This is a genomic window from Streptomyces shenzhenensis, assembly GCF_003688995.1.
In the GTDB taxonomy this organism is placed as follows: Bacteria; Actinomycetota; Actinomycetes; order Streptomycetales; family Streptomycetaceae; genus Streptomyces; species Streptomyces shenzhenensis_A.
This window is the reverse complement of record NZ_PENI01000030.1, coordinates 52,278-77,382: the sequence shown is the minus strand read 5'-3', so window position 1 is coordinate 77,382 and position 25,105 is coordinate 52,278. Positions and strand designations below refer to the sequence as shown.

21 protein-coding genes and 1 pseudogene are annotated in these 25,105 nt (G+C 72.5%); 16 read left to right on the top strand and 6 right to left on the bottom strand.

All coding sequences use genetic code 11. The features are described 5' to 3' along the window. Positions 1–94: 94 nt before the first annotated feature. Positions 95–2,068 (top strand): helix-turn-helix domain-containing protein, encoded by a 1,974-nt coding sequence (locus tag CTZ28_RS34640; protein ID WP_121893698.1) that lies wholly within the window; start codon positions 95–97, stop codon positions 2,066–2,068. On the opposite strand, the gene CTZ28_RS34635 is transcribed toward CTZ28_RS34640, so the two are convergent. From CTZ28_RS34635 to CTZ28_RS34615, 6 genes and pseudogenes are all read right to left on the bottom strand, one after another. Continuing rightward, positions 2,045–2,707 carry a cysteine hydrolase family protein gene (locus CTZ28_RS34635; RefSeq protein WP_121893697.1) on the bottom strand — a complete coding sequence of 221 codons (663 nt, stop codon included), beginning with the start codon at positions 2,705–2,707 and terminating at the stop codon, positions 2,045–2,047. The genes CTZ28_RS34640 and CTZ28_RS34635 overlap by 24 nt on opposite strands. 86 nt (positions 2,708–2,793) lie before the next feature. Further along, a complete protein-coding gene (locus CTZ28_RS34630) occupies positions 2,794–3,789 on the bottom strand; it encodes an ABC transporter permease (protein WP_220795487.1) in 996 nt (331 codons plus the stop codon). 34 nt (positions 3,790–3,823) lie between these two features. Then, the gene (locus tag CTZ28_RS34625) at positions 3,824–4,684 is read right to left on the bottom strand and encodes an ABC transporter permease (protein ID WP_121893696.1); all 861 of its coding nucleotides are present in this window, start codon (positions 4,682–4,684) and stop codon (positions 3,824–3,826) included. Next, positions 4,681–4,821, bottom strand: a complete 141-nt coding sequence (locus CTZ28_RS50025; RefSeq protein ID WP_259471944.1) for an ABC transporter ATP-binding protein — start codon at positions 4,819–4,821, stop codon at positions 4,681–4,683. Before CTZ28_RS50025 ends, CTZ28_RS34625 begins: the two co-directional genes overlap by 4 nt. Before the next feature lie 144 nt (positions 4,822–4,965). Further along, positions 4,966–6,435, bottom strand: a pseudogene (locus CTZ28_RS48860) (ATP-binding cassette domain-containing protein); the annotation flags it as partial. 19 nt (positions 6,436–6,454) lie between these two features. After that, complete coding sequence (locus CTZ28_RS34615; RefSeq protein ID WP_183154734.1) at positions 6,455–8,050, bottom strand: ABC transporter substrate-binding protein; 1,596 nt, start codon at positions 8,048–8,050, stop codon at positions 6,455–6,457. Between the two features lie 301 nt (positions 8,051–8,351). On the opposite strand from CTZ28_RS34615, the gene CTZ28_RS34610 reads away from it, so the two are divergent. The 15 genes from CTZ28_RS34610 (at position 8,352) to CTZ28_RS34540 (ending at position 25,069) form a co-directional block, all read left to right on the top strand. Continuing rightward, positions 8,352–9,635, top strand: a complete 1,284-nt coding sequence (locus CTZ28_RS34610) for a metal-dependent hydrolase family protein (protein WP_183154733.1) — start codon at positions 8,352–8,354, stop codon at positions 9,633–9,635. Further along, positions 9,632–10,402, top strand: a complete 771-nt coding sequence (locus tag CTZ28_RS34605; RefSeq protein ID WP_121893693.1) for a TetR/AcrR family transcriptional regulator — start codon at positions 9,632–9,634, stop codon at positions 10,400–10,402. The genes CTZ28_RS34610 and CTZ28_RS34605 overlap by 4 nt, the downstream gene beginning before the upstream one ends. A gap of 343 nt (positions 10,403–10,745) precedes the next feature. Then, positions 10,746–13,079: a M4 family metallopeptidase gene (locus CTZ28_RS34600; RefSeq protein ID WP_121893692.1), complete on the top strand. Its 2,334-nt coding sequence runs from the start codon at positions 10,746–10,748 to the stop codon at positions 13,077–13,079. 282 nt (positions 13,080–13,361) lie between these two features. Next, positions 13,362–15,041 carry an ABC transporter substrate-binding protein gene (locus CTZ28_RS34595; RefSeq protein ID WP_121893691.1) on the top strand — a complete coding sequence of 560 codons (1,680 nt, stop codon included), beginning with the start codon at positions 13,362–13,364 and terminating at the stop codon, positions 15,039–15,041. Continuing rightward, positions 15,034–15,969, top strand: coding sequence for an ABC transporter permease (locus CTZ28_RS34590; RefSeq protein ID WP_259471940.1), 936 nt, complete (start codon positions 15,034–15,036; stop codon positions 15,967–15,969). The genes CTZ28_RS34595 and CTZ28_RS34590 overlap by 8 nt, the downstream gene beginning before the upstream one ends. After that, positions 15,966–17,054 carry an ABC transporter permease gene (locus tag CTZ28_RS34585; protein WP_183154732.1) on the top strand — a complete coding sequence of 363 codons (1,089 nt, stop codon included), beginning with the start codon at positions 15,966–15,968 and terminating at the stop codon, positions 17,052–17,054. Before CTZ28_RS34590 ends, CTZ28_RS34585 begins: the two co-directional genes overlap by 4 nt. Before the next feature lie 5 nt (positions 17,055–17,059). Further along, a complete protein-coding gene (locus tag CTZ28_RS34580; RefSeq protein WP_121893690.1) occupies positions 17,060–17,749 on the top strand; it encodes an alpha/beta hydrolase in 690 nt (229 codons plus the stop codon). Continuing rightward, on the top strand, positions 17,746–18,762 hold the full coding sequence (locus CTZ28_RS34575; RefSeq protein WP_121893689.1) for an ABC transporter ATP-binding protein: 1,017 nt from the start codon (positions 17,746–17,748) through the stop codon (positions 18,760–18,762). Before CTZ28_RS34580 ends, CTZ28_RS34575 begins: the two co-directional genes overlap by 4 nt. Then, a complete protein-coding gene (locus tag CTZ28_RS34570) occupies positions 18,759–19,733 on the top strand; it encodes an ABC transporter ATP-binding protein (protein WP_121893688.1) in 975 nt (324 codons plus the stop codon). Before CTZ28_RS34575 ends, CTZ28_RS34570 begins: the two co-directional genes overlap by 4 nt. Further along, a complete protein-coding gene (locus CTZ28_RS34565) occupies positions 19,730–20,494 on the top strand; it encodes an amidohydrolase family protein (RefSeq protein ID WP_121893687.1) in 765 nt (254 codons plus the stop codon). The genes CTZ28_RS34570 and CTZ28_RS34565 overlap by 4 nt, the downstream gene beginning before the upstream one ends. Continuing rightward, positions 20,491–20,940 (top strand): cytidine/deoxycytidylate deaminase family protein, encoded by a 450-nt coding sequence (locus CTZ28_RS34560; protein ID WP_121893686.1) that lies wholly within the window; start codon positions 20,491–20,493, stop codon positions 20,938–20,940. Before CTZ28_RS34565 ends, CTZ28_RS34560 begins: the two co-directional genes overlap by 4 nt. 40 nt (positions 20,941–20,980) lie before the next feature. Continuing rightward, on the top strand, positions 20,981–21,829 hold the full coding sequence (locus CTZ28_RS34555) for a creatininase family protein (RefSeq protein ID WP_121893685.1): 849 nt from the start codon (positions 20,981–20,983) through the stop codon (positions 21,827–21,829). A 97-nt stretch (positions 21,830–21,926) separates the two neighbouring features. Continuing rightward, positions 21,927–22,580, top strand: a complete 654-nt coding sequence (locus CTZ28_RS34550; RefSeq protein WP_121893684.1) for a cyclase family protein — start codon at positions 21,927–21,929, stop codon at positions 22,578–22,580. Continuing rightward, complete coding sequence (locus CTZ28_RS34545; protein ID WP_121893683.1) at positions 22,577–24,151, top strand: gamma-glutamyltransferase; 1,575 nt, start codon at positions 22,577–22,579, stop codon at positions 24,149–24,151. Before CTZ28_RS34550 ends, CTZ28_RS34545 begins: the two co-directional genes overlap by 4 nt. Before the next feature lie 144 nt (positions 24,152–24,295). Beyond that, positions 24,296–25,069 carry a hypothetical protein gene (locus CTZ28_RS34540; protein WP_121893682.1) on the top strand — a complete coding sequence of 258 codons (774 nt, stop codon included), beginning with the start codon at positions 24,296–24,298 and terminating at the stop codon, positions 25,067–25,069. The last annotated feature ends 36 nt before the right edge of the window (positions 25,070–25,105 follow it).

Genomic DNA, 25,105 nt, shown 5'->3' with positions numbered 1-25,105 from the left:
AACTCAGACTCTAGGTACGCCATGTGACGGCGACCATGTACGGTGAACACACAGGGCGGAGTTCTTAGTGGATGATTCACACAGGATGGTGAGCATGGGTGCACCCCGGGACACCGAACGGGCACCGCAGGCCGGCGTCTCGGTGGCCACTGTGCTGGCCCTGCTCGATCTCGCCGCGAAGGGCCGCCCGGACGAGCCAGACGCCGTGCTGGATCTGCTGCTCACCGAGCAGCTCGACACCGCCACGGCCGCGCAGGTGGGCCGCCGGGTCCATGAGCTCCAGGGCGCGGTGGCCCGGTTGCACCGGCGCGGTCAGGAACTGGCCGCACTGTTCTCCAGCGCACGGGAGCTCGCCGAACTGCACGACGTGGATCTGCTGATCACCCGGCTGGTGCGGCGCGCCCACGACCTGGCCGGTACCGATGTCACCTACCTGTCCGAGTTCGACGAGACCACCCAGGAGCTGCGGGTCCGTTCCACCGCCGGGGCGGTCGCCCCGTCCTTCCAGAAGCTGCGGGTGCCGCCCCACATCGGTCTGGCCAGCAAGGTCGTCGAGTCCCGCGCTCCGCAGTGGACCTCACGCTACGAACAGATGCGCGACGTGCCCCATGTCGACAGCATCGACCGCGCCGTGCGCGCCGAGGGCCTCGTCTCCATCCTGGGTGTCCCGCTGATCGCCGGCGGCCGGGTCCTGGGAGTCCTGTTCGCCGCCAACCGCACCGAGCACGCCTTCTCCCCGGAAGAGGTCTCCCTGCTGTCGGCCTTCGCCGACAACGTCGCCGTCGTCCTGCAGTCGGCCCGTCTGCTCACCCAGGCCCGCGACGCGGCCGCCGAGACGCAGCGCGCCTATGACGCGCTGGCCGACCATGTCGAGGCGATGGAACGCGCCAGCCGGGTGCACGAGGAGCTGACCGCCGCGGTGCTGCGCGGCGGCGGCGCCCCGGATGTCGCGCGGACGCTGGGAGCGGCACTGGAGCGGCCGGTGGTGATCCTCGACGAGGCCTATGCCGTGCTCGCCGCGTCCGACGACCGGAGCACGGCCTCGGTGATCGACCCGCCCGCCGTCCGGTCGGCGATCACGGACAGCCTGCGCTCCGGACGCTGCACTCCGCTGGACCCGCCGACCGGCGAGTTCCACACCGCGGTCGCCGTACTCGCCGGGGAAATGATGCTCGGTGGCCTGCTCATCGGTGACGGCGCGGTCGAACTCGGCGCGGTGGAGCAGCGGACCATCGAGCGCGCCGCACAGATCACCGCGCTGCTCACCCTGAAACAGGATGCGGTGCTCTACGCCGAGGACCATGTGCGCGGTGAACTGCTCGGCGACCTCGTCAGCCTCGATGTCCGGCGTCACGCGAGCCTGCCCGCCCGGCTGCGCGCCCGCAGACTGCGCCCGGACGAGCTGCGCACCGTCGTCATCACCGTGGTGGCGCCCGAACAGCGCCGTGCGGCGCTGCGGGCCGCGCAGACCGTGGCCGCGCCGTCCGGTCTGGCGGGAGAGGTGGACGGCATCGTCACGCTCGTCGTACCGGAGAGCGACGCGCAGCGTGCCGCGACCGCCGTCCGCGACCGGGTGTGTGCCGGCACGGGTGTCGGCGAGGTGCTGACCGTGGCCGCGCCCCCCGCGGAGAGCCTTGACGAACTGAGCGCACGTTTCTCGACGGCGCTGGACTGCAGCCGGGTGCTGACCGCCCTCGGTATCGAGGCGGCCGCGGTCGCGGCCGACGCCTATCTGCCGTACACGACCCTGTTCGCCCACGACCCCACCAGCGTGCGGGAGTTCATCGACCGCACCATCGGCCCGGTCCGGCGCTGGGACGCCGAACGGGGGACCGACCTGCTCGGCACGCTGCACCGCTTCGTGGACTGCAACGCGAGCCCTGCCCGCACCGCACGGCTGATGGGCGTGCACAGCAACACCGTGCTGCAGCGGCTCGACAGGGTCACACAACTGCTCGGCGGTACATGGCGCGAGCCGGAGTCGTTCTTCCGTATCTCGGTGGCGGTGCGCCTGCACACCCTGTCGGAAACCCTGCTGGGCACCTCACACCCGCTCCGGCAGCCCTGACAGGCCCGCGAGGTGAGTGCGGTCGGCGCGCTCCACCTCGGGGTTGGGCGTGGCCGTCGCCAACCACTCCAGTACGTCGCGCTGTTCGACGAGGGCGTCCCGCTGAAGGTAGTGGATGGCGCGCAGCGCCGCGTCATGAGCCTCCCGGCTCGAACCGCCTACGCAGTCGGTCACCACCCGCACCCGGTAGTCGTGCTGGTGGGCGTCGACGGCGGTGTAGTGGACGCAGACGTCGGTGAGTCCGCCGATGAGGATCACGGTCTCGGCGCGGTAGGCCTTGAGCACGATCTCCAGTTCGGTGCCGAAGAACGCGGAATAGCGGCGCTTGCGGATCAGGAACTCGTCGGGACGCGGTTCCAGGCCCCGGGACAGCTCCGTCTCCGGCCGGCCCTCGATGCAGTGCGGGCCCTCGGCGCCGTCGAGTTCGCGTCCGATGTCGACCAGGTTGGGCTTGTGGACCTCCTGGATCCACACGACGGGGATGCCCTGTTCGCGGGTGCGGGCGATGAGTTCACGCACCTTGGGAGCGCGCTCGGCGCGTCCGTCCATGTGCGGGATCTCGGTGCGGGCCGCGGAGGCCTCGACGTCGCCGCCCTGGATGTCGACCACGATCAGCACGACGTTGCCGGCTGCGTTCATCGGGGGTTGTTCCTTTCTCGTGGACCGCGGCGAACGGGGCCGGGCCCGGGCTGGGGTGTGCGGGGTGCTCACGTCGCCGCAGGGACTCAGCCGAGCGCCAGGCGGCGGTCGGCCACGACCTGGAGGATGTCGACCACGGCGTTGAGGACGACGTAGACCACGCCGAGGATCAGCGCGACCCCGGTGATGCCCGGCAGGTCGGCGGCGGCGACGGACGCGTCGAGGTAGGAACCGACGCCGGGCCAGTCGAAGATCTTCTCGACCACGACGAGTCCGGCGAGCAGGGCACCGGCCTGGATACCGACCATGGACAGGGCGGGACCGAGCGAGTTGCGTGCGGCGTGCCGCAACAGCACCGCGCGCTCGGACAGGCCCGCCGCGCGTGCGGTCCGGGCGTGGTCCGCCTCCAGGTTGGCGGTGAGCCCGTCGACCAGCACCCGGCCGATGGCGACGGCGGGGGCGATCGCCGCGCACACGGCCGGCAGCACGAGGTGGGTGACGGCGTCACCGAACACGTCGGGCCGCCCGGCGAGAAGACTGTCGGCCAGCAGCAGGCCGGTCGGCCCGGTGGGCGCGTCCCGGACGGAGGTGCGTCCGCCGGCCGGCAGCCAGCCCAGGTGGCCGTAGAAGACGAGGACGGCGACCATGCCGAGCAGGAAGGTGGGGGCGGCGGCGCCCGAGAACAGGATCGCGCGGACGATCCCGGCGCCGCGCGCGCCGCTCGCGCACAGGTAGGAGAAGACGGAGCCGAGCAGTACGGCCAGGAACAGCACGCAGGCGGCGAGTTCGAGACTGGCGGGCAGGACGGCGGCGAGGTCGGAGGCGACGGGGGTGCGGGTGCGCAGCGAGTTCTGGAGGTCGCCGTGGAGCAGGCCGGACAGGTAGTGCAGGTAGCGGGGCAGGACGGGCTCATCGAGGCCGAGCCGGGCACGGGCCGCGTCGAGTGCGGCCTGGGAGGCGTTGGCTCCGGCGTAGGCCTTGGCCGGGTCCGTGCCCGACACCTGCTGAAGGGCGAACAGGGCCACGGTCAGCGCGAGCAGGACGCCGAGCATCGCCGCGGCGCGGCGCAGGGCGAAGGTCACGGGGTTCGGTCCTCTCCGGGACGGGAGTGCGGGGTCACCGGCGGCGCAGCAGGTCGCGGACGGCGTCGCCCGCGTAGTTGGCGACGACGGCGAGCAGCATGACGGCGATTCCGGGCACGATGGGCACCCACCAGGAGGTCAGCAGATACGGCATGCCCTGGGCGGCCATGGCGCCGAGTTCCGGGGCCGGGGCGGGCGAGCTGAGACCGACGAAGGACAGCGCGGACAGGGCGACGACGAGTCCCCCGACGTCCTGGCTGGCGGCGACGACCACCGTGGGACGGACGCCGGGCAGCAGGTGGCGGACGACGCGCCGGCCCCAGGGGACGCCGGCCTGCCGGGCCGCCTCCAGGTGGGGCCGGGCCGCCCAGGCGCGGATCTCGCCGCGCACGAGGCGGGCGTACAGCGGCCACCACACGACGGCGATGCCGATGAGCGCGCTGCGGTAGCTCGCTCCGAGGGAGGCGGCTACGGCCAGGGCGATGACGAGTCCCGGCAGGGCCAGGAACAGGTCGGTCACGCGCATGAGCACCGCGTCGGCCCAGCCCGGCAGGGCTCCGGCAAGGACCCCGACGAGGCCGCCGAAGAGCACTCCGAAGGTGATGACGACGGCCGCGGCGAAGAGGCTGGCGCGCATCCCGTACAGGACACGGGCCAGCAGGTCGTAGCCGAGGGCGTCGGTGCCGAGCAGGTGGCCCGCGCTGCCCGGGGGCAGGAAGGCGTCGCCGCTGCGCAGGACCGGGCTGTGCGGGCTGAGGACCGGGGTGAGCAGGGCCAGCAGGACGAGCGCGGCGAGTGCGCCCAGGGCGAGCCGGCCCGCGACGACGTGGTGCGGGCGGCCGGCCGTGGTGGCGGTGCGCCGCCGGCCGCCGGTGAGAGAGCCGAGCGCCGTCACCGGGGGCCTCCGGTCGTGCTGGGCCGCCGGTGGCGGGGTCCGGGTACGGCGTCGAGGAGGGTGCGGGTGTAGTCCTCGGCGGGCCGGGAGCACACGCGTTCGGTGGGGCCCTCCTCGATGATGCGGCCGGCCCGCATGACGGCGATCCGGTCGGCGATGACGCGGGCCGCCGCCAGGTCGTGGGTGACGAACAGGACGGACATGCCCAGTTCCCTGCGCAGCCGGCCGAGCAGGTCGAGCACGGTGGCGGCGAGCGTCACGTCCAGGGCGGAGGTGGGTTCGTCGCAGAGCAGGACGCGGGGCGGCACGATCACGGCGCGGGCGATGACGACCCGCTGCCGCTGGCCGCCGGAGAGCTGGTCGCCCCGGGCGCGGGCGGTGTCGGCGGGCAGGCCGACGGTCGCGAGGGCGTCCGTCACCGCTGTCCGGCGTTCGGCGCGGCTCAGGCCGGAGGCGGTCACGGCGAGCCGTTCCGCCAGCATGTCGCCGACGGTCAGCCACGGGGTGAGGGAGGAACCCGCGTCCTGGAAGACCATCTGCGGTGTGCCGCCGGACACCCGTACCTCGCCGGAGGTGGCGCGTTCGAGTCCGGCCACGATCCGCAGCAGGGTGGTCTTGCCGCAGCCGCTCTCACCGACGAGGGCCACCGACTCGCCCTGGGCCACGTCGAGGTCGACGCCGCGCACGGCGTGCAGTTCCCGGCGGGCCCAGGGCGGTCCGGAGCGGAACACCCGGGCGGCGCCGCGCAGTCGCACGGCGAGGTCGTCCCCGATGACCGGCTCGGGCCAGCGGTCGGGCAGGTCCCGGTCGGCCGCCGCGACCCGGCCCGCGGTCAGCACCCCGTCCGCGGCGACGGCCCGGCCGCGCCCGCCGCCGGCCAGTTCGACGACGGTGGCCGCGGTCCGCCGCCCGGTGGTGCGGTCCTGTTCCCCGGGCGTGGCCCGGCGCAGGGTGAGCGGATGCTCCCGGGGTGTGTCGAGGCCGATCCTGGCGGCGAGCAACCCCTGGGTGTAGGGGTGGTGCGGGTCGTGGAGCACCTGCTCGGCGGTGCCCTGCTCGACGAGGACTCCCCGGTGCATGACGGCGATCCGGTCGCTGATCTGCGCGGCCACCCCCAGGTCGTGGGTGACGAACAGGACCGCGCAGCCGATGTCGTCGCGCAGCGACAGCAGCAGGTCGAGGACCTGGGCCTGGACGGTGACGTCGAGCGCCGTGGTGGGCTCGTCCGCGATGATCAGGGACGGTGTGCGGGCGATGGCCAGCGCGATCATCACACGTTGGCGCAGGCCGCCCGACAACTGGTGCGGGAACGTCTTCAGCCGCTGTTCGGGGTCGGGGATGCCGACGGCGGTCAGCAGCCGGAGCCGTTCGGCACGGTCGGGCTAAACCTCTCCCAACTGGGCGCCGATGGTCATCGTCGGGTCCAGGGAGGTCATGGGGTCCTGGAAGACCGCCCCGACATGCCTGCGGCGCACCCGGCGCGCGGTCTCCTCGTCCGCGGTGAGCATGTCGGTGCCGCCCAGCAGGACGGATCCCCCGGTCCGTGGCCGCGACCGGTGCGGCAGCAGTCCCATCGCGGCGAGCCCCAGCACGCTCTTGCCCGAGCCGGACTCCCCCACCATGGCGACGATCTCGCCGGGGTGTACGTCGAGGCTGACCCCGCGCAGGGCGTGCACCTCCTCGCCGTCGCGGGTGAGGTGTACGTGCAGGTCGCGCGCGGCGAGCGTGGGCTCGCGGCTGTCGGTGCTCATGTCGTCCGTCGCCGCCATGTCAGGAGCGGCCGAGGGCGGCGAAGTGCAGGACGTTGTACTCCAGCAGGTTCTGGGCCTCGCGGGTGCCGGTGATGCCGGGGACGGTGAGCAGGGTGGTGTTGAGTGAGCCGATGGAGAACCAGTAGCGGGAGTCGATGACCGAGCGGGCCACCGCCGTGTACGCCGATGTGTCGGTGGTGGTCAGCGCCTTGTCGAGGTTGGCCTCCAGTCCGTCGACCTCGGCGCCGAAGAGGTCCAGGCCGCCCTTGGGGGTGTAGATGATCCGGCCCCAGGAGTCGGGGTGGCCGGCGTCGGGGAAGACGCCGAAGACGGCGAGGTCGGGGGCGGCGCCGAGGTCGTCGGTGAGCTTGTAGATGGTGCCGGCCGCGTAGGCGACGGCCTCGGTCGTAAGACCGGCGCTGTTCATCCGGGAGGCGAGTTCTTCGGCGACCGCCTTGCCGTCGGCGCTGCTGGCCGCGTAACCGACGCGGATCGTACGGCCCTTCGCGGGCGCCGAGCGGGCGAGGGCGGCGAGGGCGGTGTCGTCGTGGGTGATGCCCTGGTCGTCGGCGGCGGGGTCGAGCATGCCCTGTGGGAACAGCTGGCCGGTGGGTTCCTCCAGACTGCCCATGGCGGCGGACAGGATGGCCTTGGTGTCGATGCCCGAGAAGAGCCGTTCGCGTTGCCCGGTGCTCCTGAACGCCTTGGACGCGGGGTTCACGTAGATCATCTGGGTGGTCATGTTGGGGAAGGTGCTGGCGCTGACGGCCTTGCTGCCGGCGTAGGACTCGAAGGCGGACTTGTTGAGGTTGCCGAGGATGGCGTCGATCTCGCCCCGCTCCAGCTCCAGTTGGGCGCCTGAGGCGTTCTGGGATATCTCCAGGTCCACGGTGCCGAAGGTGGGCTTGGTGCCCCAGTAGTCCTTGTAGGCGGTCAGTTCGTAGTGGCTGCCGGTCCTGGCGGCGGTGAGTTCGTAGGGGCCGGTGCCGGCGTCGTGGGTGGTGAGCCAGGTCTGCGCGTGGTCACCGCCGGCGTGCTGCTTCAGGGCGGTGGGGCTGATCAGTTTCAGGCCGAAGGGTGAGGCGAGGTAGTCGAGGAAGGCGGAGTCGGGGGCCTTCAGGGTGAGCACGGCCGTGTGCTCGTCGGGGGTGGTGACGCCGGTGACGTCGGCGGTCATGTAGGCGGGGCCGCCGTCGACGCTCGCGCGGCGTTCGACGGCCGCGGCGACCGCGGCGGCGGTGAGCGGGGTGCCGTCGTGGAAGGTGACACCGTCGCGCAGGGTGAAGGTGTAGGTGAGGCCGTCCTTCGAGACCTTCCAGGAGGAGGCGAGGGAGGGGACGATCTTGGCGGTCTCGCTGCCGTCCTGGTACTTCACCAGGCCCTCATAGGTGTTCTGAATGATGTTCAGACCCGGGCCGTCGTAGTTGATGTCGGGGTCGGGCGGCGTGGTGTAGGTCTGCACGACGGCCGCGGTGAAGACGTCCGTGCCGGCGGCGGCTCCGGACTGCGCGGCCGAGCAGCCGGTGAGCGCGAGGACCGTGGCGGCGAGGGCGGCCCTGGCGCCGCGGCCATGTCGTACGGGAAGAGCGCGTGGGCCGGCCGGGACGGCGGTCATGGCACTGGATCGCATCAGGACCCTCTCGGTGAGGAGGTCCGGCGGACGGGCCGCGCGGAGGACTCGGGGATTCCTGTCAACGACCGAAAAGTAGAGCCGCGATGGCCGGAAAGGGTTTCCCCGGAGTTGCCCGGAGTTGCCGAACGGTAAATTCTGTCATTGATAGAAAACCCTCCGGGGGGTTGGTACGGTGGCCGCATCCAGCCCCGAAAACCCGTGTTGCGCAGGCATGTTCGGCCGCCTCGCCCCGGGCGGAGCACCGGACCGCCGCTGGATCACGGACCACCGGAGGAGGCCCAAGGTGCCGCAGGAAGCCCAGCACACCGCTCCCGCGCTGCTGCTCAGGAACATCACCGTGCTCGACGGTCTGGCCGACGAGCCCGTACCCGGCCAGGACGTCCTGGTGGAGGGCGACCGGATCCACACGCTCGCGCCCACGGGGACGCTGCCGCTGCCCGCCGCGGCCTCCCCCGGCCGGCTGCGGGTCCTGGAGTGTGCGGGGCTCACCGTCCTGCCGGGCTTCTTCGACTGCCATGTGCACATGAGCACCTGCCCGGACGCCGACCGGTTCGACACACTCATGGCCCCGGAGAGCCTGCTCACACTGCGCTCGGTGCCCGCACTCGCCGCCACGCTCGACGCGGGCATCACCTCGGCGCGCGACCTCGCGGGCGCGGACTCCGGCTTCCGGGAGGCGGTCACGGCCGGACACGTGCGCGGCCCCTCGCTCCAGATCGCCCTGCGGATCCTCAGCATCACCGGCGGGCACGGGGACTGGCGGACCGTCCGCGGCACCCCTCTCGACTCGAGCCCCGGCGCGGGCGTCGTCGCGGACTCGCCCGCGGGGTTCGTACGGGCCGTACGCGAGGTCGTGCGCGAGGGCGCCGACTGGGTCAAGGTCGCGGCGACCGGGGGCATGACCAGCCCGCGCCGCACACCCGAGGCGGGCGGGCTGACGGAGGCCGAACTGCGCGCCGTGGTCGACGAGGCGCGACGCCACGGCGTCGTGGGCGTCGCCGCGCACGCCCAGGGCGCCGCGGGCATCGCGGCCGCGGTGCGGGCCGGTGTCCGCAGCATCGAGCACGGTTACCTGGTGGACGACGAGACGCTCCAGGACATGGGCGAGCGCGGCACCTACCTGGTGCCCACGCTCTCCGCACTGACCCGCCCGGTCGGCGCGGAGGGACCGTCCCGCGACGCGGAGCGGCGGCGCCGGCTCCGCGAGACGGCCCTGGAACGCCTGTCGGCCGCGCTCACCAGCGGCGTCCAAGTGGCCCTCGGCACCGACGCGGGCATCGCCCCGCACGGCCGGAACCTGCGCGAACTGGCCCTGATGGTGCGGCTCGGCCTCTCCCCCGCGGCGGCCATCGCCGCCGGCACCTCGGTCGCGGCGCGGATGTGCCGTCTCGACGACGAAGTGGGCAGCGTGCGCGCCGGGTTGCGGGCGGATCTCGTCATCACGGACGTGGACCCGCTCGCCGACATCGCGGCGCTGGGCGATCCCGGCGCGATCCGCACGGTGATCCAGGCCGGACGGATCGTCAAACACACGGTCACGGCGCCGGGGATCGGCAGGGCGGCATGACGGACGCCGGACGCCAGGCGGCGGTCCCGCCCGGCCGGCAGCCGGGCGAGGGCAAGCCGGGGCGGCCGCGGTCCGCGCCCAAACGGCACAACGGCCTGAGCACCCGGGAGGAGATCCTCCAGGCCGCCTCCCGGCTGTTCGGCGAGCAGGGATACGCGAAGACGACGACCCGGCAGATCGCCGACACCGTGGGCATCAAGCAGTCGACGCTGTACTACCACTTCGCCGACAAGCGGGCCCTCCTCGTCTCCCTGCTCTCCAGCACCGTCACCCCGGCGCTGGCGTGCGCCCGCTGGCTTGGCGAGCGGGATCTCGACCCCGTCGTACGGCTGTGCGCGCTGGTCTCCTTCGACCTGGACACGCTGCTGCGCGACCGGCACAACCTGCACGTCGTGTACCACCTGCCGGAACTGGAGACGGACGACTTCACGCCGACCCGCGCCGCCCAGACGGTGCTGCGCGACACCTACCGGGACTTCAGCCGCGCGGCCCTCGCGTCGCTGCATCCGCCCCGCGAGGCCGCCGAACTGGCCGAGGACATGGACCTGGTGTTCGCCCTGGTGGAGGCCTCGGTCTCGCAGCGTCAGTGGGGCGGCGAGGAGAACCGGTTCCGGTATGCCACCTCCGCCCTGCGCGGGTCGCTGCGCCTGCTCGGCGTCGCCCGAGCCGACATCCCGGACGTCATCACCCGAGCGGAACAGGCCCTGGCCGACTACCGGGCCGAGGTGGGCGACCCGCCGCTCCGAAGCGGCCATGACGCCGGCTGACGAGCACTCGTCCATGTCGATCCGCGCACAGCGGGACACACAGCGGGACACACAGCGGTACGCACAGCGGTGGCGGGATACAGCCAACCTCGCTGGTTAGCGCCGTATTGCCGCCGCGTAAAGGTACACGTGGCGCAGCCCGCACCAAGTCGGCGCGCATAGCCGCCCGTTGACCGGCTTTCGGACATCGATCTTCGCAGTGGTGACAACGTCCGGACGCCCTGAAACGATCTGTCCGCGCCCGAGCGGCACCCGCCTTGTTCCCACCGCAGGACCGACAGCCCGCGGTTCCCCCCTTGATCCCACCGCTGTCCGCCGACAGCCGGTGAGAGGAGCTGCCCACATGACCGACTCGCCCAGGAACGACCGCCGTTCACTCTCTTCTCCCCGTACGGGGCCACGACGTGGCCGTCTGGCCGTCATGCTCACCGCCACCATGACCGCGCTCGTCGTCGCCGCCCCGACTGCCCGGTCGGCGCCGATCCCGGAATCCCGTTCCACGACACCGGCGGCGCGGCACATCGACGCGGAGCCCAGACCCGGGGCGCGCGGCGTGCCGCTGTCCCGCGCGCAACGCGCCGAACTGATCGGCCACGCCGCCGAGTCGACGCGCGAGACGGCTCGCGGACTCGGCATGGGAGGCAAGGAAGGACTGGTCGCCAAGGACGTGGCCAAGGACGCCGACGGCACGGTGCACACCCGCTACACCCGCACCTACGCCGGACTCCCGGTGATCGGGGCCGACGTGATCGTCCACGAGCGGGCCGGCGAACAGAGCGTCACGCGTACGGCACCGCGGGCGCTGACCGTGCCCACGACCGAAGCCGTCATCTCCTCGGCCACCGCGAAGAAGACGGCGCTCAGGGCTGCCGACGAGGAGCCCTCCCTCGTGTCCGAGGGCGCGGCGTCGTCGCGGCGGGTGGTCTGGGCGGCGGACGGCTCCCCCCGACTGGCCTGGGACAACGTTGTCACCGGCGTCCGTGCGGACGGAACACCGAGCCGTCTGCATGTGGTCACCGACGCGGTCACCGGCGCCCGGCTCGCCTCCTACGACGACATCCAGGCCGGTGAAGGCCACAGCCAGTACAGCGGAACGGTCCAGCTGGCGTCCGTGCGCAACGGCGACGCCTACCAGCTCGCCGATCCGCAGCGCGGCAACCACCGCACCTACGACGTCACCGGCGGCGTACGCACCCTGCTGACGGACAGCGACGACGTGTGGGGCGACGGCAGCCCGGACTCGGCGCAGACAGCGGCGGTCGACGCCGCCTACGGCGCCCAGCGCACCTGGGACTTCTACCACGACCGCTTCGGCCGCAACGGCATAGCCGACGACGGCGTGGGCGCCGTCTCCAACGTGCACTACGGCACCGGATACGCCAACGCGTTCTGGGACGACCTGTGCTTCTGCATGACGTACGGCGACGGCCGCGACGGGCGGCATCCGCTGACCCAACTCGACATCGCCGCGCACGAGATGACCCATGGCGTCACCTCTGCCACGGCCGGTCTGATCTACACCGGGGAGTCCGGCGGGCTCAACGAGGCCACCAGCGACATCATGGGCACGGCCGTGGAGTTCTTCACGGGCAACGCCGAGGACACCCCTGACTACCTCATCGGTGAGCTGGCGGACGTCCGCGGCACCGGCAATCCCCTGCGCTACCTGGACCAGCCGTCCAAGGACGCCTCCGCGAAGGGGACCTCACAGGACTACTGGACCGCCGGGACGAAGAAACTGGACCCGCACTTCAGCTCCGGGGTGGCCAACCACTTCTTCTACCTGCTGGCCGAGGGCAGCGGAAGCAAGACCGTCAACGGTGTCGCCTACGACAGTCCCACCTACGACGGCAAACCCGTCGCGGCCCTGGGCCTGGCGAACGCCACCGAGGTCTGGTACCGGGCGCTGACCCGCTACATGACCAGCACCACCGACTACGCCGGCGCCCGCGCGGCCACCCTCCGGGCCGCCGCCGATCTGTTCGGCACCACCAGCGACGCCTACGAGGCGGTCGGCAACGCCTGGGCGGCGGTCAACGTCGGTCCCCGCTACGTCAATCACATCGCCGCCGATGCCCCCTCCACGCGCGACGCGGCCGTCGGCCAGCCGGTGAGCCGGCAGATCACCGCTACGTCCACCCGGCCCGGCGCGCTCACCTACGCGGCCACCGGTCTGCCCGACGGACTGGCCCTGGACCCGGCCGACGGCCGTATCTCCGGCACGCCCACCCGCGCCGGCACGTTCGCTGTCACCGTCACCGTCACCAACTCGGCTGCGGAGCGGCTCGACCTGCCCTACGCCTGGACCGTGCTGGACTCCGGCGGCGACCACTTCGTCAACCCCGACCGCTACGACATCCCCAACTGGCGGACGATCGAGTCGCCTCTGTACGTGACCGGCCGCACCGGGAACGCGTCCGCCGATCTCAAGGTCAGCGTCGACCTGGTGCACGACTTCATCGGTGGCCAGGTCATCGATCTCGTGGCCGAGGACGGCACGGTGATCCCCGTCAAGGACTTCGTCTGGGACACCGGGACCGAACTGCACGCCACGTTCACGGTCGACGCGTCGGCGCTGCCCGCCAACGGCGTGTGGAGGCTGCGCGTCATCGACAACACCCCGGGGATCTTCCTCGTGGACCCGGGCCACCTCGACCGCTGGAGCCTCACCTTCTGACCCGGACCCCGGCCGCCTCGACGGCTTTCCGGGGTCATCGCGACACGTGGCCGTGTCGATCAGGCCGCGAGCAGCTCACGCAAGACGCTCGGCCGGGATTTCCCGGCCGGGCGTCTTGCGTGCGCGGCGGTTGAGTTCAGCCGCGACGTGTTTGCCGGGATCTGGTTCACACGTCTTTAACCCATGGGACACAAGAGGGAATCGGGAACCACTGAGCATGCTTTTGGATCCAATCCAGCGTAGATTTAATCCATTCTCAGGATCGGTGCCCAAGGAGGCCCCATGCCGGACCAGACGCCCGGATCACCCTCGCCCGCCTCCACCTCGTCGTCGGTGTCGGCCATCGCCTCGCAGGATGTCTCGCGCCGGACGATGCTCCGAGGCGCCGGCCTGCTCGGGGTGGGCGTGGGATTCGGGCTGCCCGCCCTGCTCAGCGCCTGCGGCGCCGCGGCCGACGACGCGGGCGGCGGCAGCGGGGGCGGCACCCTCACGCTGGCCATCGACGCCACCAGCGCCGTCAACGACCCCGCCTTCTACACATCCCTGGGCGACTGGATGGCCGTCGACTGCATCTGCCGCGGCCTGACGTTCATCTCCTTCGAGACGAACGAGCCCGCACCGGACCTGGCGAAGAAGTGGACCATGTCCGACGACAGGCTGACCTATACCTTCACCCTGCGCGAGGGGGTGACGTTCCACGACGGAACCACGCTCACCTCCGCCGACGTACTCGCCAGCCTCGGCCGCCAGTTCGACCCCGAGGACAAGACCCTCCCCAAGGGCGCGACCCGGCCGCTCGCGCGTCTGGGCGCCAATGTCGCCTCGCTCACCGCGCCCGACGACATGACCGTCACGATGGTCCTGAAGCAGCCCGACCGGACCCTGCTCGCCAAGCTGTCCGACATCGGCGGCCGGATCATCTCCAAGGCCGCGCTGGACAAGTACGGCGCCGACATCGGCAAACACCTCGTGGGCACCGGGCCGTTCGCCTTCTCCTCCGCCACGTCAGGGCAGTCCGTCACGCTCAAGGCGTTCGACGGCTTCCGGCTGGGCAAGCCGCCCCTCGACCGGCTGGTGCTGCGCCAGGTCCAGGACCCCTCCACCATCGTCAGCTCGCTGCTCAGCGGCGATGTGTCCGCGACGCAGTTCGCCCCGTACTCCGCCGTGTCCCAGCTGCGCAAGGACAGCGCGGTCAAGGTGTACGACACCCCGCACAACGCGAACGCGATCATGATGATCGACGCCCGCCGGGTCCCCGAGCTGAAGGTCCGCAAGGCCATCAACCTCGCCATCAATCGCAAGGCGATCCTCCAGCAGGCGTTCTACGGCATCGGCGCCGAGCCCAAGGGCTACGCCATCCCGCCCGCCCAGACCGGCTACGACACCGCCCTGGCCGACCTCAGCACCCAGGACACCGCTCAGGCGACGCGGCTGGTCGAGGAGGCAGGCGCGAAGGGGCGCACGATCCGGCTGATGGCGGCCAGCGACTCCTGGCACCCCAAGGCGGCCCAGATCATCGCCCAGAACCTCACCGACGTCGGCTTCAAGGTCGCCACCACCTCCGTGGACCCGGCGACCTACTTCAGCCGCCTCCTCGACGCGAACGACGACTACCACGACCTGATGATCTGGGAGCGCAACACCTACGTGCCCGACCCCGACGACATGGTCGGCGCAATGGCGAGCACCACCGGCATCTACGGCTCCAAGCTCTCCGGCATGGACACCCTGAAGGGCGCGGCCTCCCTCACCGACGACCTGTACGCGGCGAAGAACCTCACCGATGCGACGAAGCGCACCGCCGCCTACACGCGCATCCAGCGCCAATGGGCCGAGGAGTACATGGTCCTGTCGATGCTGGCCTGCTTCAGCAACCTGGTCGTCAGCGGCTCGAACGTGACGGGCATGAACACCGACGCGCTGGCCAACCACCGCTGCTACCTGGAGAAAGCCAGTGTCTGAGACCCGGGCCGCGGCCGAAGCCGCCCCGGTGCCGGCTGCGGCCCCCGCGGCCCCTTTGCCGAAGCCGCCGTCCGGCGCACCGGGCCGGCGGCTCGTCGATGCACTGCGCCACCGCACAGTGGCCCGGTCCTGGCCCGCGTCGCTCGCCTGGCTGCTGCTGGCCGCAGTGGTGCTGGTCGCCCTGCTCGGGCCGCTGCTCGTTCAGGCCGACCCGCTGCGGCAGACCTCCGCCGCGTTGCTGACGCCCGGTTCGGCGGGGCATCCGCTGGGCACCGACGACCTGGGCCGGGACGAGCTGGCCCGGCTGGTGCACGGCGCCCGGCCGCTGCTGCTGGTGTCCTTCGCGGCGACCGCGCTCGCGGCCGGCGTGGGCACGCTGGTCGGACTCGTCGCCGGATACGCGGGCGGCATGGTGGAACAGATGCTGATGCGGCTGGTCGACCTGGCGCTGGCCTTCCCGTCCATCCTGCTGGTGATCCTGCTGGTGGCGGCGGCCGGACCGGGCACGGTCAGTCTGATCCTCGGCATCGGCATCTCCCTCGCGCCGGGACTCGCCCGGCTGGCCCGCACCCTGACCGCGCGCGAGGCCGCCAAGGACTACGTCGTCGCCTGCCGCCTCGGCGGCACGAGCGCGCCCCACATCCTGCTCCGCGAGGTGTTGCCCAACATCGGCGGTCCGCTGCTCGCCCAGGTCGTCATGACGCTGTCCGTCGCCGCCGGATTCGCGGCGGGCCTGTCCTACCTCGGCCTGGGCATCCAGCCGCCCCAGCCGGACTGGGGGTACATGGTGCAGGCCGGGCAGGAGTTCCTGTTCACGGCCCCGCGGCTGGTCGTGCTGCCCGCCACGCTCACCCTGCTGTTCGTCGTGGCGTGCAACTTCGTCGGCGACGACCTGCGCGACGCCCTCGACCCGAGGGGGACGGCATGAGCGCCGGCACCCTGATCCGGCCGCGGCTGCCCCGGCTCCCCCGGCCCGCGTGGCTGTCGGGCGGCACGGCGGTGTTCCTGCGCCGGCTGGCCGCGATCCCGGTCGTGCTGTTCGCGCTGGCGTCCGTGGTGTTCGTGGCGATACGGCTGCTGCCGGGCTCCCCCGCGACCTCGCTCGCGGCGGGCGGCAACACCGCTTCCGCCGAGGAGTTCGGCGCCAACGAGGAGCGCATCACCAAGGCGCTCGGCCTGGACCAGCCGCTGCTCACCCAGTACGGGCACTTCCTGGACGACCTCGTCCATCTGCGGCTGGGCACCTCGTTCTACGGCTCCAACAGCGTCCTCGGCCTGCTCGGCGACGCGCTGCCCGCGACCGTGGAACTCACCCTCGCGGCCATGACGGTCGCGGTGCTGATCGGTGTGGTCACCGGTGTGGTCGCGGCGCTGCGCAAGGGCAGTTGGATCGACACCTCCACCCGGGCCGTGGCCACCGTCAGTTTCTCCCTGCCCTGGTTCGCGCTCGGGGTGCTGGCCATCGTCGTGTTCGGTGTGTGGCTGCGCTGGCTGCCCGTGCTCGGCCGGCTGCCCAGCTCCCTGGACTACCGGCCGACCACCGGCTTCGTACTGCTGGACGCCATCCTCCAGGACCGGCCCGAGCTGCTCTGGCCATGGGTCCAGCATCTGATCCTGCCCGCCATCACGCTCGCGCTGTCGATGGCCGGGTTCATCACCCGGATCGTGCGCGCCTCCGTGCTGGAGGTGCTCGGCGACGACTTCGTACGCACCGCCCGGATGAAGGGCCTCGGCGAGGGCGCGGTGGTCCGCCGGCACGTCCTGCGCAACGCCTGGCTGCCCATCGTCACCGTCCTGGGGCTCCAGTTCGGCTCCCTGCTGGGCGGCTCGGTCGTCACCGAGACCGTCTTCTCCTACCCGGGCGTCGGACGCCTGCTCGTGCAGGGCGTGCTCCAGCGCGACTACCCGGTCGTACAGGGCGCGGCACTCGCGATCGCCCTGCTGTTCACCCTCGTCAACCACGCGGTCGACCTGCTGTGCACGGTCCTCGACCCGCGTCTGCGCAAAGGATGATCCGGATGGACATCGTGCTGGTACACGGCGCCGGCGGACGGCCCACCACCTGGTCGGCGGTGCAGCCACTGCTGACCGCCCGCGGCCACCGGCTGTTCACGGTGACCAACCCGATGACCTCTCTCGCCGACGACATCGCCGAGACCGCGGCCGCGCTGGCGGGGACGAGCGGCCCGGTGCTGCTCGCCGGGCACTCCTACGGCGGCGCGGTCATCACCGGCGTCGGACGCGACCCGCGCGTCAAGGGCCTTGTCTATGTCGCCGCGTTCGGACCCGACGAGGGCGAGACCGTCAACGGGATCGTCGAGCGCTACGAGCCCGCGGAGATCTCCACGTACATGCGGCGTGGTCCGAACGGCGAGTGGAAGTCGCAAGCGAGCCCGGAGTTCTGGGCGGAGATCGGCCCGGACCTGTCGGCCGGGCAGCGGGCGGTCGTCGAGGCCGAGGGACGGCAGGCCGACGACCTGATCTTCACCCAGGCCACCGGTGTCCCCGCCTGGCGGTCCCTGCCCAGCTGGTATCTGGTCGCCGACGACGACCGCACACTGCGCCCGGAGATCCAGAACTTCATGGCCGTACGGATGAAGGCGACCGTCGAACACGTGCCGGGCAGCCACTACACCACCCTCGTACGGCCGGAGCGGGTCGCCGACCTGATCCACCGGGCCGCGCTGGCCGTGGGCGGCGCCGTATGACCGCGCCCGAGGCAGTGCTCGAAGTCCGCGGCCTGCGCGTGCAGTTCGATGTTCCGGCGGGTCGGCTGCCCGCCGTCGACGGGGTGGACCTGACCCTGCGCAAGGGCGAGATCCTCGCGCTGGTGGGCGAGTCCGGATCGGGCAAGTCCGCGCTGTCGATGAGCCTCGTGGGTCTCAACCGTGGCCCGCACACCCACATCAGCGGATCCGTCTCCTTCCGGGGCCGGGAGCTGGTGGGCGCGTCCGAGCGCGCACTGCGCCAAGTCCGCGGCAAGGACGTGGCGGTCGTCTTCCAGGACGCGCTCGCCGCGCTCAACCCGCTGCACCGGGCGGGCGCGCAGGTCGCGGAGACGATCCGCGCCCACGCCGACGTGCCGCGTGCCACGGCCGCGAGCCGGGCCGTCGAGCTGCTCGGCGAGGTCGGCATCGCGGGTCCGGCGCGCGCCGCACGCGCCTTTCCCCACCAGCTCTCCGGTGGCATGCGCCAACGCGTGATGATCGCCATGGGGTTGGCCAACGACCCGGCGGTGCTCATCGCCGACGAGCCGACCACCGCGCTCGATGTGACCATCCAGGCCCAGGTGCTGACGCTGTTGAAGCGGGTCCAGCGCGAACACGGCACGTCCGTACTCCTGATCACGCACGACCTCGGGGTGGTCGCCGAGGTCGCGGACCGGGTGGCGGTGATGTACGCGGGCCGGATCGTGGAACAGGGCACACGGGACGAGGTGCTGTTCGACCCCCAGCACCCTTACACGATGGGGCTGCTCGGCTCGGTGCCCCCGCTGGACGGGCCGGTGCCCGAACGGTTGCCGGCGATCCCGGGCAGCCCGCCGAGCGGGGTGGAGCGGCCGTCGGGCTGCGGTTTCCAGCCCCGGTGCGCATTCGCCCACGACGGCTGCGGGGAGCGCCCCGCGCTGCGGCGGCGCTACGGCGGCACGGCCCATCTGGACGCCTGCGTGCTGCCAGAGCAGGCCCGGGTGCGGGCCCGTGCGACGGGAGCCGCCGTATGAGCGAGGTACTGCTGAGCGCGCGCGGACTGCGGGTGGACTACCCGGGCCGGGCGGGCGGCCGCGTCCGGGCGCTGCGGGACGTCGACCTCGACATCGCGCAGGGCGAGACGCTGGGCCTGGTCGGCGAGTCGGGGTGCGGCAAGTCGACGCTCGGCCGCGCCTTGCTGCGGGTCGTGGAGCCGTCGGCGGGCCGGATCGACTTCCTCGGCGCCGATCTGACGCGGCTGCGCGGCCGGCGTCTCAAGCGGACCCGGGCCGAGTTGCAGATGGTGTTCCAGGACCCCTTCGGCTCGCTCAACCCGCGCCGCAAGGTCGCCGAGATCGTGGCCGAGCCGATGCTGCGCGCCCGGGGTGCGAGCCGGGCCGAGGCCGAGCGTGCCGTGGCCGGGCTGCTGGACCTGGTCGGGCTCGGGGCCGAGGCGGGCGGGCGCAAGCCGCACGAGTTCTCCGGTGGGCAGCGCCAGCGCATCGGCATCGCACGGGCCCTGGCGTCCTCGCCGCGGTTCGTGGTGGCGGACGAGGCGGTCTCCGCGCTGGACGTGTCGATCCAGGCCCAGGTGCTGAACCTGCTGTCGGAGCTGGTCCGCGACCGGGGTCTGACGATGCTGTTCATCTCGCACGACCTCGGCGTCGTCAGGCACATCGCCGACCGGGTCGCCGTGATGTACCTCGGGGAGATCATCGAGATCGCCTCCCGGGACGCCTTCTTCACCGGACCGGCACACCCGTACAGCGGCGCGCTGCTGGCCGGCGTGCCGGTGCTGCGGCCCGGCCCGCCCCGCGAACGGCAGCTACTGGAGGGCGAGTTGCCCGATCCGGCGAATCCGCCCGCGGGGTGTCTGTTCCGCACCCGCTGCCCGTTCGCGACCGACATCTGCGGCACCCGGCACCCGGAGCTGCGCGAGATCGCCCCGGGGCGCAGCGTGCGCTGCCATCTGCCCCTCGACACCGCGAGTGAGGACCCGCATTGATCATCGACGCCTACAACACCACGCAGGACGTGCGCGGCCGCTCCGACTACCTCACCGGGGCGCGCAAGGGCGAGGCCCCGCCGCCGTACCGGCCCTTCGAGCCGCGGCGCATCCTCGACCGGATGGACGCGGCCGGGGTGGACATGGCGATGGTGTGCTCGCTGGCCCAGCGGATCGAGAACGACTTCATCGCCTCGCTGGTGGCCGCCCACCCCGACCGGTTCTTCGGCTTCGGGCAGGTGCTTCCGCAGGCCGACGACGCGATCGAGGAGATCGACCGGATCGCCGACGCGGGTCTTGCGGGCCTGAAGCTGCATCCGAGTCTGCACGGCTACCACGTGGCCGACCACGGTCTGCTGGACCCGGTGTTCGAGGCGTGTGCCAGGCGCGGGCTCATGGTGCTCGTCAACGCACTCGACGACGCGTTCTGCGCGCCGCTGGCCATCGAGGAGATCGCCCGCGACCACCCCGGGGTGCCGACGATCATCGCCCATATGGGCGCCGTGTGGAACGTGCCGGAAGCGATCATCGTGGCCGAACGGCAGCCGCACATCTACCTGGAGACGTCCGCGACGCTGATGAGCGACGTGAAGCGGGCGTACGCACGGCTCGGGCCCCGGCAGATCCTGATGGGCAGCGAGTGGCCGGGCTCGGACTTCGACCTGGAGCGCATGAAGATCGCCAAGGCGGTCGGGGACGAGAAGGACCGGGCGCTGATCGAGGGCGGCAACATGGCGCGTCTGCTGGGGCTGAGCGGATGAGCGCCGCGCCGGTGCCCGTCCCACCGGAGATGAGCGACGGCGACGCCGAACTTCTGTCTGTGGCCCAGGCGTTGCTGGCCCGGGTGTGGCAGCGGGACCGGCACGAGGTCGCCACCGCCCTGCGCACCGCGGACGGCCGGATCCATACCGGCGTGCACGTCGAAGGTTCCTGCCGGCGCAGTTCCGTCTGCGCCGAGGGTGTCGCCCTGGGCACCGCGCGGGGCGCGTTCGCGCCCGCTGCCCCGCTGGCGGTGACCGCGGTGGTGTCGGTACAGATCAAGCCCGCCGGGCAGTTCCGGATCATCGCCCCGTGCGGGGTGTGCCGCGAACTCATCAGCGACTACTGCCCGGACGCCACGGTGTGGATCACCACCGTCGACGGCGACCTGCCGGTCGCGGTCCGTGCCCTGGATCTGCTGCCGGAGAAGAGCCGGCGCCGCTGGTGATCCCGGCCGAACCGGACAAGTCCCTGAGGAGAGGAGAGAGATGTCGTCCGTCATCACCGGTCCGAACGGTCTGCGCGTCCCCACCGGACTGGACGTGCCCGCGCTCGCCGCGCAGCTCGGTGGCACCGGTGCGCCCCTGCCGTGGGAGGAGTTGACCTGGCAGGAGGCCGAGACCACGGTCGCCGGGCACGACGCCGTCGTCATCCCGGTGGGCGCCACCGAACAGCACGGCCCGCATCTGCCGCTCGCCGTGGACACCCGGATCTGCGAGGCGGTCGCCCTGGGTGTCTCCGCGCTGACCGGTGTGCCGGTGCTGCCGCCGCTGAGTTTCGGGGTGTCCGCCTCGCACGGCGGCTTCGCCGGGACGGTGGCACTGCGCCCCGAGACGCTGATCTCCGTCGTGGAGGATGTGATCGACTCCTTGTACGACAGCGGGGTACGGCAGTTCGTCCTGCTGAACGGCCACATCTGGAACAACGGCGCCCTGGACGTGTCGGCCGAGAAGCTGAGGGTGCGTCACCGGGACGCTCGGGTAAGGGCGTTGGGGTACGTGACGATGTACCCGGGGCCGGAGGTCGACGGTCATGTCACCTACGGCCGTGCACTGATGCACGCCAACTACTTCGAGACCTCGGTGATGCTGCACCTGGCGCCCGGACTGGTGCGGATGGAGCGGGCCACCTCGCACCTCGACGTCGATTCCTTCTGGGACTACCGCATGGACCAGGTCAGCGAGACCGGCGTGTGGGGCAGGGACGTCACCGAGGCGAACTCCGCACACGGGCGGGCGGAGTTCGACCGCTGTGTGCTCACCACCGCCCGTGCGGTCGCGGCGGCCGTGCGCGAGCCCTGGCCCAGCGCGACGCACCGGCCCGACGGCCCCGCCTGATCACCCGCTGCCGGACACGGCAGCCCCACCGCCGCCGTCCACAGCCTCACCACGCTGGCCCTATTCACAGACTATTCGCATCCCAAAGGAGCGTGTCATGCAGCTCGATGTGACCAAGGCGATCGACGTCTCCGTGCCGATCCACCCCGGCATGCTGCACTGGGGCCGCCGGCCCGAGGTGGAGGTCGTCGAGTCGCGGACGGCGGGTGATCCGTCCAACGTCAGCCGCTGGCGCGTCGGCGCCCACACCGGGACGCACATCGACGCCCCGGCCCACTTCATCGACGGCGGCAGGACCGTCGACCGGCTGGACCTGTCGGCCCTCAACGGGACCGCCCGGGTGCTCGACCTCACCCACGTCAAGGAGCAGATCACCGCGGCCGACCTCGACGCGGCGGGGCTCGGCACCGAGGAGCGGGTGCTGCTGCGCACCAGCAACTCGGAGGGCGTGCTGCGCAGCCCGTGGAAGGCCCGGCAGTGGGTCGGCCTGGCCCCGGACGGCGCCGAGCGGCTGATCGAGGCGGGGGTGCGCACGGCCGGCATCGACTACCTGAGCATCGAGGCGGTCGCCTACACCACCCACTGGGAGACGCACCAACTGCTGTGCGGTGCGGACGTGTTGATCCTCGAAGTGGTCGATCTGCTGCATGCCCCGGCCGGCGTCTACGACATGCTGTCGCTGCCTGTGCCCCTCCAGGGCGCCGAGGCAGCCCCCTCCCGGACCCTGCTGCTGCCCCGGGACACAGCGTGAGCCCCGGCCACGGGCTCGTCCTGGCCGCTCCGCACCCGGCGGCGCTCGACGCGGCCCGGCGGGCGGCCGGACGTGGCGGCAACGCCGTGGACGCGGCGCTGGCCGCTGCCGCCGCGCTGACCGTCGTCTACCCCCACCAGTGCTCCCTGGGCGGCGACCTGATCGCCCTGGTGCACCCGCCCGACGGCACGGTGCGCGCGGTGTTGTCGGCCGGGGCGGCGGCGGAGGACACCGACGTCGAGGCGCTGCGCGCGGCGGACTCCCGGATGCCGGCGCAGGGACCGCAGACCGTGACGGTGCCCGGGGTGGTGGCGGGCTGGGCGGCGCTCGCCGCGGCGTACGGCACGCCGGGCGCGCTGCCCGCCGCGCTGCGGGACGCCGCCGGGCTCGCCCGGGAAGGCGCGACGGTGTCCGCCGGGCTGGCCCGCGCCGTACGGGACAGTGCGCCGCGGATCGCGGCCGATCCCGGTCTGTCCGCGCTGCTCACCGGTCCCGACGGCCGCCCGGTGGACACGGGCGACCCGCTCCCGCAGTCTCGGCTGGCGAAGGTGCTCGACGAACTCGCCGACGATCCCTCGTCGTTCTACCGGGGCGCCGTCGCCGAGGCGCTCGCCGCCGGGCTGCGCCGTCTCGGCAGTCCGCTCACCGCCGCCGACCTGGCCGCCCATCGGGCCGAGTTCGCCGAGCCGTTGCGTGTCGATACGGCGGACGTCCGCTGGTGGGCCGCTCCCCCGCCCAGCCAGGGCGCCGTCCTGCCCTCGCTGCTGACCGCGGCGGCCGACACCGCGGACCTGTCCGCACCGGAACGTACCCGGCTATTGGCCGCCCGGTGCCAGGACGCCTCGGCCGCCCGTGACCGGCTGCTCGGCGACCCGCACGGGCAGTCGCTTGACCTGGCGGGGCTGCTGGACCCGGCGCCCCTGGCCGGCGCGCTCCCGCCGAGGCCGCCGTTCCGGCCCTCAGGTGACACCGTCGCGGTGACCGCCGTGGACTCCTCGGGTCTTGCGGTGTCGCTGATCCAGAGCGTCTACCAGACCTTCGGTTCCGGGCTGTGCGACCCGGGCACCGGGATCGTGCTGCACAACCGTGGTTCGGCGTTCAGTCTCGTCCCCGGCCATCCCGGCGTGCTGCGGCCGGGCGCCCGCCCGCCGCACACGCTGTGCCCGGTGATCGGCTCGTCCGGCGCGCTCCTGCTGGCGGCGGGCTGCCAGGGTGGCCGGGCCCAGCCGCAGATCCTGGCCCAGACGCTGCCCGCTCTGGCCGATCCGGACGCGGATCCGGTGGCCGTGCTGGCGCGCCCGCGCTGGGTGATCGGCGCCCGTGACATCGGCTTCGAGGAGCAGACCCTGCTCGCCGAGCCCGGCTCGGTCCCGGCCTCGACGGCGTCCGCGCCACCCGGACTGCCCGTCGTCGTCAGCGACGCACCCACCGATCTGGCCGGTCACGTCCAGGTGGTCCGGCTCGCCCGCGACGGCCGCCTGGACGCCGCCTCCGCCCCCCGCGCCGACGGCGGCACGGTCCGTCACACCCCGAGCGCCCCCGGCACCACCCCGGAAGGAACCCCCGTATGAACACCCTCGCGCCCCGGCCGGTGCCGGCCGCCGGTCGGCTCGCGCCACCTCGCGCGTCCCGAGGAGTGGCCGGGTGATGCCGGTGGCCCGGGCGCGGCTGCGGCTGGAGCCGGACGGCTTCTCCGACGGCGGGCACGGCTGCGGATGACAGCCGGGTACGGGCCGCTCTCGCCGGGTCGGCTGCTGGGCGGGCTCGCGGTCCTGGCCGTGACGGGCGCCGCGGCGGTGACGGGCGGCGGCGGTGGGCACGGCTCCCATGCGCACGCTACGGACGCTTCGGCCGCTGTCGGGGTGCTGGGCGCGGTCGTCTCGTTCACGCTGGCGTTCGCCTGGCCCTCGCTGCGGGTCGCGCTGGCACCCGAGGTACGGCGGCTGACCGGCCGCTCGGTGCTCGCCGCCGGGGCGGCCGCGTGTGCGCTGGGCGCACCGCTCGCCCTGACGCGGGCGCCGGACGGCGTGGACGCCCATGTGTGGGCGATGGTCCGCTTCGAGCTCCTCGCGGTCCTCGGGCCGGGTCTGCTCGCATACGCGGTCCGCGCGGCGCACACACCGGAGCGGGGGGAGGGTCGCGGGGCGCGTCTGGGGGCGGTCGTGTGGACGGTGTCGGCGTACGCCTGGCATCTGCCGCCGCTGCACACACTGGACGGCGCGGGGGCCGAGGCCGCGCGGTCGTTCACCTGGATGACGGCGGGCATGCTGATGTGCCTTCCCATGGCCGCCCGCTGCGGCCCTTTCCTCGCCGCGCACCTCACGGTGCTGCCACTGGCGGCGCTGATGGCGGCCACCGGACGGGTCGCGGCAGGACTGCTGATGGCGGCCACCGACGCGACCATGACCCTGTACCTCCACAACCGCCTTCGCACAAAGGGCCATCACCTCCCCGGAACCACGGGATCCACTCCTGACCCGATTCCGTGACGACCCCGATGAACCCACCCGGACCTCGCCATTGCA